This is a genomic window from Arenibacter catalasegens (assembly GCF_002909235.1).
GTDB classification, from domain to species: domain Bacteria; phylum Bacteroidota; class Bacteroidia; order Flavobacteriales; family Flavobacteriaceae; genus Arenibacter; species Arenibacter catalasegens.
In genome coordinates this window covers 1-12,179 of sequence record NZ_PHQQ01000051.1, presented here as the reverse complement: position 1 = coordinate 12,179, position 12,179 = coordinate 1, and the positions used below count along the sequence as shown (strand labels likewise).

Here is a 12,179-nt window from a genome sequence, read left to right as displayed (position 1 = left end):
TAGCCGAAAGACATAAGGCAAAAGAGATAAGCCAGTAGTCAAAAATGGCAAGTAATAACCACAGCAAGGGCTCCTTCCCTTGGATAAGGGAAGGTGGATCCTCCGCTAGCTGCGGAGGAGACGGAAGGGTTTGAAAGCCCAGGTCTTCAGGCAGGTACAATAGATAAGGAATCGATTTACGGCTCGGAATTTCAATCTCCCCTTTCTTCCCCCGATGATAGCGTGGAAATTCATTCCCCTCTTCGTTCCAAAAGGGGAGCCATTAGCCGTTGCGCCCAAATGGAGTTTTCTCTAGACAACATAATTATTTCAAGGTCATCCCAATTTGTACATTTTGTAAAAATGTTAGGTCCCGAAATAACCGTATTAGTTACTTCAACAGAATCCAACTTCCAATTAGGAACTACTAAATCGATTATAAATTAATATGGACCTTAGCTTGCCATACCCTTCTTACGGTACAACCTATAAAATAGAAAGGCAAAAAGAAGGCCTACTGCTGCACCTACAAACAAATCCAAAGGATAATGTACGCCTACATAAATACGGCTTGTGGCGAATAATACAGGCCAAATAAAAAAGAGCCAACTCCATTTAAAATGGTGCCTAAGAAATAGAAACACACTGGTAGTAATGCTAAATGAACTGGAGGAATGCCCAGAAAAAAAACTGTATCCATCGGGACTTTTGAGAATACGGATCAAAGTGTTAATTTCTTCGGTGTTATTGGGACGAAGTCGCGCCACCCATTCTTTGGTAATCCCTGTAAATGCAGCAACTATTGACACGGTGAGCAGCACAGTTCCCAACACCCAAAAAGCTTCGTTTTTAGGATAAAACCTAAAAATAAGCACTATAAATAAAATAAATAAGGGAATCCAAGTAGTGAAATTGGTTACTGTAGACCAAAAGACATCGTAATCTTCGATGCCCAAACTGTTCAAATAAATAAAGGTATCACGGTCCCACTTTAAAAGTTGGTCCAGCATTTTACTTTCTTTTGACTACGCCAGTTACCTCGTCAACGTTCTTCTTAACTTTATGGATCTCGTTCTTTATATCCTCGGTAAAACTAGTATCTATACCTTGCTTCTCCGCACTTTTCTGAATCTCTTTCTTTATATCCTCTGTGGCATCCTTTAGTTGTCGCATGCCCTTACCCAATCCCTTGGCTATTCCAGGAATTTTATCGGCCCCAAAAACCATTACCACGATAAACATGATAAAAAAGATTTCGCCACCGCTAATAAATAAAATTATCGTACTTAACATATGACAAATATAATGAGAAGTTTGACAGCTGCATAAAAAATAGGTTAACTTTTTTTTGGGCAGAAGAACCCAGTAATATTAGGGGTTAGTATAGCATTTAGCACATTTATATTCAGTAATTCCCGAACAAACATAAACTCTCATGAGATAATACCTCATTTGGAGGAAGAATAAAAAAAGCCCCGAAACACGTTTGGCCTTTAGGCTATGTGGTTTCAGGGCTTCATTTAAATTTATGCACTAGTATCCATAATGACGCTAGTTAAAAAATGGGATAATTCAAATTTGAAAAATGCTTATTTCCCTTTTATATTCTCTTTAAAATTTTGAAAGTCGGATTTAACTTCCTTCTTTGGCCATGAGTTATTAGTGGTATCAATATCCGCTGTTTCGGCTTTTGGATCAACCACAATTCCTACCAACTCCTTAGCTGTGGCAACCACCCGTTTTACTTCCTTGTCATTCTTCCTCCAAATCTCCGGTGGATAGGTGACATTTTCAGTAGAACCATCTGCATAGCTATATTCAACGATCAAGGGCATAGGAATTCCTCCTGGTTTGTTAAAGGTAACCTCATAGAAATATTTTGGCTCTACAACGGCATTGCGTTCTGCTGCCGACATATTGTCCATCATAAATTCCTTTAAGTTTTTTGAGTTTTCCGAAGGTGCCTTTCCTTTTAGGTTGGGTTCGTAATCTTCACTTTCCTCTTCGGCCAAATAGACCAATGGTGGTAAATCTGATTCCTTTATATTCCTTTCCGCCATTAACGCCAACATTTGTTTGGTAGGCTTATCGGAAACATAATATTTTTTAACTTCTTTTACGCCTATATCCACGTAATCTGTAGTATAGAACCAACTTCTCCAATACCAATCCAGATCCACAGCAGAGGCATCTTCCATAGTCCTAAAGAAATCCTCGGGAGACGGATGTTTAAACATCCATCGTTGTGCATAGGTCTTAAATGCATGGTCGAACAATTCCCTCCCCATTACTGTTTCCCTAAGAATATTTAGGGCAGTTGCTGGTTTTCCATAGGCATTGTTTCCTAATTGGTGCACATTCTCCGGATTGGACATAATGGGCGCTATGGTACTTTGATCGCCGGACATATAAGGTATTATCTTGGTTGGTTCCCCTCTACCCGACGGATATTTACTATTTGGAACTATAGCCTCGGGATAAGCCACCCCAAATTCCTGTTCGGCCATATACTGCATAAAAGTATCCAAACCTTCATCCATCCAACCCCATTGGCGTTCGTCCGAATTAACGATCATAGGGAAAAAGTTATGTCCCACCTCGTGGATTATGACAGAAATCATTCCGTATTTTACCCTATCCGAATAGGTGCCATCCTCATTGGGCCTTCCATAATTCCAACAGATCATAGGATATTCCATTCCCTGGTTTTTGGCATGGACCGATATGGCTTTGGGATAAGGATAATCAAAAGTATGAGCGGAATAGGAACGCAAAGTATGCGCTACCGCCTTGGTAGAATATTCCTCCCATAACGGATTTCCTTCCTTGGGATACATAGAAATCGCCATAACATCCCTGTTGCCAACTTTTACGGCCTGCATATCATAAATAAACTTACGGGAAGTTGCAAAACCAAAATCCCTAACATTTTCTGCCTTAAGCTTCCATGTTTTCTTATTTTCTGAAAACCCTTTCTCGGCTACTTCAGCTTCGGCCTGACTCACTATGATTACAGGCTTGTCATACGATTTTTTTGCCCTATCATATCGTTTAATCATTTCCTTGGAAAATACCTCTTTCATATTCTGAAGCTCTCCGGTGCCATCCAAAATATGATCTGCCGGAACTGTAATATTAACCTCGTAATTACCAAAGGGAAGAGCAAATTCTCCACTACCCCAAAACTGATGGTTCTGCCATCCTTCTATATCACTATAGACGGCCATTCTAGGGAAAAATTGAGCTATAACATAAGCCCTATTGCCGTCCTCTGGAAAATACTCATATCCTGAACGTGCCCTATTTACGGTATGATCTGGAATATTGTACCACCATTTTATAGAGAAAGAAACCTGCCCCTTACTTTTTAAAACTTCGGGAAGATCGATCCGCATCATGGTCTGGTTAATGGTGTATGGCAAGGCCTTTCCATTGTTATCCCTTACATATTCTATATTGAACCCACCATCGAAAGGCGGGGTCATATATTTGGTGGCAAAGCTAGATACAGGTTCGGCCACAGGCACACCTTCACCATCGCGTAAAGGCGATTTAGAGCTTTTGGAGCGAACGTTCTGATCTAGTTGCAACCATAAAAAAGTTAAATCATCGGGTGAGTTATTGGTATAGGTTATGGTTTCGGAACCGTAAATTTTGGTGTTTTTATCATCAAGCTCAATATCCATCTTATAATCTGCCTGTTGCTGATAATAATCGGGGCCCGGAGCCCCAGAAGCTGACCTATACGTATTTGGTGTAGCAAATTCCTCATAAAGTTGCTTAAATTTGTTTTGATTAAGGTGTCCTGGTTCCCTTTCTTCCTTTACTTCGTCCTGAGCAACCGCTAAGGCGGCAAAAAGGAACAATAGCGAAGCAAAAACATGTTTCATTCTTCTCATATTTTGAATTAATTTTTTAGCGCGGAAATTTAACATTATTCCAAGAGAATGTTATTAATTATCAAAGATTTAACATTCCTTTATTATTCTCGCGTATAAGCACAAAACTCTTTTTCTGACCCTTAAATTTAAAATGGACGACATTTTTCTGTTCTTCAAAAATATCCATTAAAACTTCGTTTTGCACGGCAATGGACGTAGTGGTGTTGATATCAATGTTCGGGACTTCCAGGTAACAGATCATAATATCATTTTCATATTTCTTACCTAAAAAATTATAGGCCACGTTATTCCCGTTGACCTCAATGGCGAACTTGGTCTTTAAATATTTCTCTATGTATTCATTGGCTTGGGAAGACTCGTCCATAGTCGCCAAATTACCCTTGATGTCATAGCGTTCCAATAGCAGTTTATCCACATCATCGATAAAAATCCTTGTAGTGATCTGTATGGCCCTGTCTTTATCGGAGTATTCAATACTGGTTACACTTAAATAAAATTTATGCGCTACCGTGAATGCCAGCAGTGGCAACAACAGTATTAATAGGAGTTTTTTATTTAATTTCATATTGTTTTTATCACCCATTATGAAGCAATCATTGTGCCATTTTATTCTGCCCTTTGAGTCAAAATTTTAGTTTTCCATTATAAAGTGGGCAACCTATGTCAGGGATGTGCAATCTTACAGTGAACAATTAACAATAAACAATGTCTATATCCAATTTTCAATGTCGAATGCTCGTCACTTCGAGTTATTTTATGGAGTGAAACGAAATAAAATTGGTTTGAGAAGTAAGCGTTTTACATATAACAAGTTCTCGATACAAAATGCCCACAGGCATTTCACTCGAACTGAAGCTCGTATGGACAAAACAGTCACTTCGACATGAGCCCTTTTTATAGGGCGTCCCGATAATTATCGGGAGAGAAGTCGCACATATTTGGTCCTAGCCACTTGTGTGATTTCTCACTATCGTTCGAAATGACTTGTAAGAAATATTTCAACCCACTTCGATTTCGACTCCGCCGGCAGGCAGGCTCAATCTCCATTCTCTTCATTCGGTGGCTGAGCGTAGTCGAAGCCACTGCACACTGTTCACTCCCTTTCATGAGTTCTCGAACACTCCCAACCAACTTCGATTTCGACTCCGCCGGCAGGCAGGCTCAATCTCCATACTCTTCATTCGGTGGCTGAGCATAGTCGAAGCCACTGCACACTGTTCACTCCCTTTCATGAGTTCTCGAACACTCCCAACCAACTTCGATTTCGACTCCGCTCAATCTCCATTCTCTTCATTCGGTGGCTGAGCGTAGTCGAAGCCACTGCACGCTGTTCACTGATTACTGACCACTGATTTCTGTTCACTGTTTATTGTTTATTGTTTATTGCTAATTGTTCACTGACCTTCACTCCATCTCGTTATTCTTCCTATACATCAGGCTTTTTTGCTTTACAAAATCCCAGGCAGCAAATAGGTCTTGACTATCTACTACAGCATTAAAATTAACATCGACCTCGCAGTAATACAAAAAGTCGTCTATTTTTTCCAGCGGAATTTTGAGTTGCAACACAAACAAACTATCGGCGAATTCAGTTCTCAACTGCTGTGATTTATTATACTTAATATCTCTTGCCACTCGTTTCTTCAACATTTTGGTGCGGCCAGAAATGGCATTGATCAGAGGATTGAAAGGGATAGTGGTGAGCATGCCTACAGTGAAAGGGCCCATAGAAGCTTCCTTCAGCAGCCTTTCACTTTGCATTAAGGGCCTAACATGGGCATTGGGCAGTCCCAAACTTGAAGCTGAAATAACAGGTTCTACGTCCATATTCCGCATGTCCCTACCCAGTTCTCCTGTTAAATTATAGGGCATAACAATGACTTCGTCCAAGGCAATATTTGATTCCTCTAAGGGAATGGATAAAAATTTACTCTCCAGCATACTGGTATTCACCACAATTTCCTTGCGTTTATATTGTACGGCCGAAAAAACTAAGGTGTCGTTGAGGCGAACGGCAATGGAGAAAAATCCGTTTATATCTGTAATCGAAGCTTTTTTTGTGGTGGTATTCAGCACATGTGTCGCTGCTACATCCCCATCCTCACTATAGACTTTTCCTTCCAAAGTTTTGGAAAAATCCTGAGCCGTTAGGTCTTGGGCAAATACACCAAATAAGATGCAAACCAAATGTATTGGAATATTACGCACTACACTTTACGTTATTGAAGATTATTGCTCTACTCTGGCCACTATTGTACTTATTTGGGACTTGATACTCAGGGCATATGAGCTTCTAGACCTTAAACTTTGAACATTCAACTCACTACTCCCAACCAACTTCGATTTCGACTCCGCTCAATCTCCGTTCTCTTCATTCGGTGGCTGAGCGTAGCCGAAGCCACTGCCCACTGAACACTGTCAACTGATTACTGTTCACTTTTCACTCCCTTTCATGAGTTCTCGACCACTCCCAACCCACTTCGATTTCGACTCCGCTCAATCTCCGTTATCTTCATTCGGTGGCTGAGCGTAGCCGAAGCCACTGCCCACTGTTCACTGCAAACTGTTCACTGCAAACTGTTTACTGAAAACTGTTCACTGACTACTGACTGTTCACTGCCAACTGCCAACTTTTTACTTTTTACCTTCCTCCATTTGCTCCAAATAGGTCTTGCTATGGGTAACCAAGAAATCGATCAGTTGAAATTCATTGCGCTTTTGCAACAATGACCTTTCTGGCAACTGTGTATCACAGTACATTAAGAAATCGTCTATTTTGTCCTGTGGCAGTTTAAGATCTAACACAAAAAACTCATCATCATACACTTGTCTTAATACCTCACTTACCTTCAAAGGTTCTCGCTCTACATCCGTATCATTCCCTTTGGCCGCCAGCATTAAAGCCTTAAAAATATTCACAAAATTAAGTCCGTCCTTCATACCCTTATCGGCGTTGGACATCGCAATATTTTCCACCTCCGTCAACCGGTCCGTTTCATAATCATATTCTTTGGCCAAGAACTCCTTGTTTTGGGCCTGAAGAAATTTCTCTTGATTTTCGGGCGTTACCACCACCTCATCCAGCTCGGTCACCTTTTCATTTACCTCTACCACCAATCTGTTTTTGTCAAGGATTTCTTGGGTAATCTTAACCACCATCAACTGGTAATTTATGGCCGTGAACACTATTTCGTCACCTTCCTTGACCATAATCCCAAACTCCCCATTTTCATTGGTAATCGTTGCTCTTTCAGTGGTAATATTAATAACATTTTCGTTGGGAACGTTCACATTTCTATAAAGCACTTGCCCCCTTAAATATTGTCTGTCATCATCTTGGGAATATGAAAATGTTACGCTAAAAAGTAAAAGAAAAAGGAGAATTCTATTTTGCATTTTTTATTTAAAATTAGATAAATTAAGCATCAAATATCCTATTTTCTTAAAGAAATAAACTTAAAACTCCTTTTTATCGCAATTGGGCATAAAGAAAATGTAAGTTGAGATCAAAAAAAAGGCATACACCTTTAAACTTTTGTTAATTTGTATTCTTTCTCGGCTTTCCCACGGGTTGGAGCATAAAACTAGAAACAGATGCAAAAAATATTATTGGCCAGTACCTCTACCCTATTTGGGGAAGCCTATCTGGAATATTTAATGGAAGAATTGCAAACTTTTTTTGCCGATAAATCCACCATTACCTTTATCCCTTATGCCCGTCCCGGAGGCATTTCACATGACGCCTATACCCAATTGGTACAAACGGCATTTTCCAAAATAAACAAAACGGTGGTAGGACTTCACACCTTCAAAGACCCCTTGGAAGGAATTGAAGGTGCCGAAGCTTTTTTTACTGGTGGCGGAAACACTTTCCTGTTGGTGCAACAATTGCATCAGCTAGACCTTATGCGGGTTTTAAAGCAAAAAATAACGGAAGGCACCCCCTATATGGGCACTAGTGCGGGCAGTAATATTGCCGGGCCCAGCATGAAGACCACCAATGATATGCCCGTTGTATATCCGCCCAGTTTCGACACCTTGGGAGTGGTGAATTTTAACCTTAATCCCCATTATTTAGATCCGGATCCCAATAGCAAACATAAAGGGGAAACCAGGGAGACAAGGATCCGCGAATTTCATATCTTTAATAGCACTCCGGTGATCGGCCTTCGTGAAGGTAACTACATCATGGTAGACGGTGGCCACAAGACCCTTAAGGGAAAGGGTACGGCACGTATTTTTGAGGCGGGGAAAAAACCCTACGAAAGTAGAAATATTCCTTTTTAACGGTAAACGATTTCAGTTCAACTAGTACTCATGTATTTTACCCGATTAAACGGTGTATATCGGGTGATAATTTTATTTTTGTTAGCCCCGTGTTCCAAAGCACAAGTACCCTGTTTGGAAGGGATTATGGATTTAGGTGATCGGCAACATGCCATTGCCCTAAACCTTGAACCTTCTATTTTGAACTTTGAACCGAGTTATTTAAACCCTAGGAGAAAAACTAAAAAATTTGAAAATGAAATACATATACTTCTTTTTATGCCTGCTTTTGGGAATGTCGGTGCAGGCACAGATAAAGATCGGGGATAACCCACAGAACATAGACCCCAGTTCGGTATTGGAATTGGAAAGCAGTTCCAGGGTATTGGTAATTACCCGCGTAAACTCGGCCCAAATGAACGCTATTGTGCCCTCCGCAGGGGCCTTGGTGTACAATACGGACATACAGTGTATCCATTATTATACGGGTACGGAATGGAAGGACATCTGTGATGCCGTGGCAGGTTCCATCACTTTTACTTCGGACGATGGTACGGTGGTAATAACCCCTAACGGCGGCAACAATTATGACGTAAAGGTGGGGCAGATCACGGGGATGAATATTGTTAACGAAACTATTTTCGGTGCCGATATTGCTACGGCCACCATTGGAGAAAGGCAATTGGCCCCCAACTCGGTAGGTTCTTCCGAATTGCAGGACAATACCGTAGGAAAAACCGAAATTCAGGAAGCTGCTGTAGGCACCTTGGAAATTATAGATGGTACTATTCAGCCGAGCGACATGCAGCCCGGTGCCTTTGACCAGATATTGACCACCAATGCGGCGGGCACTGTGGTATGGCTCAACAAAAATGAATTGGGTGCCACACAGGCCGACCAGACCACTATAACTGGCGCGGGTACCTCAGCAAACCCCATTAAAGTGGCCGACACCGTCATTGGAGATATTCTTGCCAACACCAACAGCATTACGGTAAATACTAACAATATCGCTCAGAACAGCAATGATATTACGGCTATTAATACGGCTCTTGGCACCAAGGAAGATGTGGCCAATAAATCCGATGATACGGCCCTAGGCAATTCAACCACCCTTTACCCCACTCAAAATGCGGTAAAAACCTATGTAGACCTATTGGCAGGAGCGGCCAGCACTTTAGCAGATGGTAACATTTTTGTAGGCAGTGCGGGCAATGTAGCCAGTGGAGTTACTATGGGAGGGGATGCTACCATTCTTAATACCGGTGCAGTTACTATTGCAGATAATGCAATCACTTCCTCGAAAATAGCCCCTTTTGCGGTAGGCACCCCCCATCTTTCCAATAGTTCGGTTACATCGGCAATTATATTGAACGCCAATGTAACCCCTATTAAAATTCAGCCAGGAGCCGCTAATCAGATCATGACAACAAACACACTTGGGGTAGTGTCCTGGCAGCCAATTTCTGCAGTGGGAGGCAACCAGGATTTAGCAAGTGTTTTAGGTTTTGGAACAAGCGCAGGAAACAACCAAATAAACAATTTAGCGGACCCGACAGCACCACAGGATGCTGCGACACAGGCGTATGTTGACGCTCAGGTGGGCGGTTCTGCCCAGACTATAGTAAGTGCAAATACCCCAAATTCTATTTCGGCTGGGTCGGATGGCGGAGCTTATTATAATGATTTAGATCCTGACCCTTTGAACGAAATAGAACTCCCAACTGGCGGAACCGCAGGACAGGTTCTTTCCACCGATGGATCTGGGGGCTATACTTGGATTACTGATAATGGTGGTACCGATACGGACGAACAACAATTGACACTGGAAGCAGGTAATCTTCTTACATTAGAAGATGGAGGCACACCAATTAACCTTACTCCATTTCTAGATAATACGGATGCACAAAACGCCACAGCTGTTCCTGTAGCAGCAACACCAACTAATTATGCGGTAGGTGCTGCCAATGTTGAAGCACACTTAGCCGGTATTGATGCGGCCATTGGTGCTGTAGGTGGAAATCAAGATTTAGCAAGTGTCTTGGGAAATGGAACGAGCGCTGGAAACAACCAAATAAACAATTTATCGGAACCTACAGCCGCACAGGATGCAGCTACCATGGCCTATGTATTAAGTCAAGCAGCTACTGGTTCTGAAACCATTATTGATGCCGTTAATTCAACAATTGGGGTAACTGGAATTGGAACAAGTGGCAATCCCTATGTATTAACTGGTGCTGCAGGCAATCCCGATGCAACGGACGTGAATTTCACATCCTATATTTCTATAACTTCTCCCAATGTTCAGGGAGCCATTCAGCAACTAAAGGATGAAGTAGATGGTATTGTGGTTGCAGCTGGTGGTAATCCAACAGATGAATTGCAAGATTTACAATTAACAGGAAGCGTTTTAACAGTGACCAATCCAGCAACGCTGGGCAATCAGGTAGATCTTGATACAGAATTTGCCACAGATGCTGAACTAGCTAGTTTTACTCCCGACTGGACTACTTTGACCAATGTACCAGTAGGCTTCGCCGACGATATCGATGACAATACTACCTACTCCGCTGGAGCAGGACTATCTCTAACTGGTACGGTGTTCGCTGTGGACAATACCACAATCACTCCCGACTGGTCAACTTTGACCAACGTACCCGTAGGGTTCGCAGACGACATCGATGACAATACCACCTACTCAGCTGGAGCAGGACTATCTCTAACCGGTACAGTGTTCGCCGTGGACAACACCACAATCACCCCCGATTGGACTACTCTGACCAATGTTCCAGTAGGTTTCGCAGACGACATTGATGACAATACCACCTACTCAGCTGGAGCAGGACTATCTCTAACCGGTACGGTGTTCGCTGTAGACAATGCCACAATCACCCCCGATTGGACTACTCTGACCAATGTACCTGTAGGGTTCGCAGACAACATTGATGACAATACTACCTATACCGCAGGGACAGGACTTTCTCTAACCGGTACGGTGTTCGCTGTAGACAATACCACAATCACTCCCGATTGGACTACTCTGACCAATGTACCCGTAGGTTTCGCAGATGACATTGATGACAATACCACCTACTCAGCTGGAGCAGGACTATCTCTAACCGGTACGGTGTTCGCCGTGGACAACACCACAATCACTCCCGATTGGACTACTCTGACCAATGTACCCGTAGGTTTCGCAGACGATATCGATGACAACACTACCTATACGGCAGGGGCAGGACTTTCTCTAACCGGTACGGTGTTCGCTGTAGACAATACCACAATCACTCCAAATTGGACAACATTGACCAATGTACCCGTAGGTTTCGCAGACGATATCGATGACAACACTACCTATACGGCAGGGGCAGGACTTTCTCTAACCGGTACGATGTTCGCCGTGGACAACACCACAATCACTCCAAATTGGACAACATTGACCAATGTACCCGTAGGTTTCGCTGACGACATTGATGACAATACTACCTACTCCGCTGGAGCAGGACTATCTTTAACCGGTACGGTGTTCGCCGTGGACAACACCACAATCACTCCCGATTGGACTACTCTGATCAATGTGCCTTTAGGGTTCGCTGACGACATTGATGACAATACGACCTACTCCGCTGGGGCAGGACTCACGCTTACTGGAACCACTTTCGCATTCGATGGTTCGTCCATAACTCCTGATTGGACTACTTTTGTGAACGTACCGGCTGGATTTGCCGATGACACAGATGACGATACTACTTACTCCGCAGGGGCAGGGCTGACTCTAACCGGAACGACTTTTGCATTCGATGGTTCATCCATAACTCCTGATTGGACCACTCTGATCAACGTACCGGCTGGATTTGCCGATGATACAGATGACGATACTACCTACTCCGCTGGGGCAGGGCTGACACTTACTGGAACCACTTTCGCATTCGATGGTTCGTCCATAACTCCTGATTGGACTACTTTTGTGAACGTACCGGCTGGATTTGCCGATGACACAGATGACGATACTACTTACTCCGCAGGGGCAGG

The 12,179-nt window shown here is 42.6% G+C and carries 9 protein-coding genes; 3 read left to right on the top strand and 6 right to left on the bottom strand.

Annotated elements, in window-relative coordinates; genetic code table 11:
• Positions 1-93: 93 nt before the first annotated feature.
• Positions 94-426, top strand: a complete 333-nt coding sequence (locus CWD90_RS22380; protein ID WP_103478280.1) for a hypothetical protein — start codon at positions 94-96, stop codon at positions 424-426.
• Between the two features lie 8 nt (positions 427-434).
• Here the strand turns inward: CWD90_RS22380 and CWD90_RS22375 are convergent, their stop codons facing one another.
• The 6 genes from CWD90_RS22375 to CWD90_RS22350 all read right to left on the bottom strand — a co-directional run bounded on the left by CWD90_RS22375 (position 435) and on the right by CWD90_RS22350 (position 7,277).
• The gene (locus CWD90_RS22375) at positions 435-989 is read right to left on the bottom strand and encodes a phosphatase PAP2 family protein (RefSeq protein WP_103478279.1); all 555 of its coding nucleotides are present in this window, start codon (positions 987-989) and stop codon (positions 435-437) included.
• Position 990: 1 nt separating this feature from the next.
• Positions 991-1,272 (bottom strand): Sec-independent protein translocase subunit TatA/TatB, encoded by a 282-nt coding sequence (locus CWD90_RS22370; RefSeq protein WP_103478278.1) that lies wholly within the window; start codon positions 1,270-1,272, stop codon positions 991-993.
• 296 nt (positions 1,273-1,568) lie between these two features.
• Positions 1,569-3,878: a M1 family metallopeptidase gene (locus CWD90_RS22365; RefSeq protein WP_103478283.1), complete on the bottom strand. Its 2,310-nt coding sequence runs from the start codon at positions 3,876-3,878 to the stop codon at positions 1,569-1,571.
• A gap of 61 nt (positions 3,879-3,939) precedes the next feature.
• Entirely contained in the window at positions 3,940-4,446 is a 507-nt protein-coding gene (locus CWD90_RS22360; RefSeq protein WP_103478282.1) for a DUF6702 family protein, read from the bottom strand.
• Between the two features lie 839 nt (positions 4,447-5,285).
• The gene (locus CWD90_RS22355) at positions 5,286-6,068 is read right to left on the bottom strand and encodes a carboxypeptidase-like regulatory domain-containing protein (protein ID WP_239986593.1); all 783 of its coding nucleotides are present in this window, start codon (positions 6,066-6,068) and stop codon (positions 5,286-5,288) included.
• 447 nt (positions 6,069-6,515) lie between these two features.
• Positions 6,516-7,277 (bottom strand): carboxypeptidase-like regulatory domain-containing protein, encoded by a 762-nt coding sequence (locus CWD90_RS22350; protein ID WP_103478277.1) that lies wholly within the window; start codon positions 7,275-7,277, stop codon positions 6,516-6,518.
• Between the two features lie 198 nt (positions 7,278-7,475).
• Between CWD90_RS22350 and pepE the strand changes: the two genes are divergently transcribed.
• Entirely contained in the window at positions 7,476-8,168 is a 693-nt protein-coding gene (pepE, locus tag CWD90_RS22345; protein WP_103478276.1) for a dipeptidase PepE, read from the top strand.
• Positions 8,169-8,403: 235 nt separating this feature from the next.
• A partial coding sequence (locus CWD90_RS22335) for a beta strand repeat-containing protein (RefSeq protein WP_157941307.1) occupies positions 8,404-12,179 on the top strand: 3,776 nt, incomplete at its 3' end.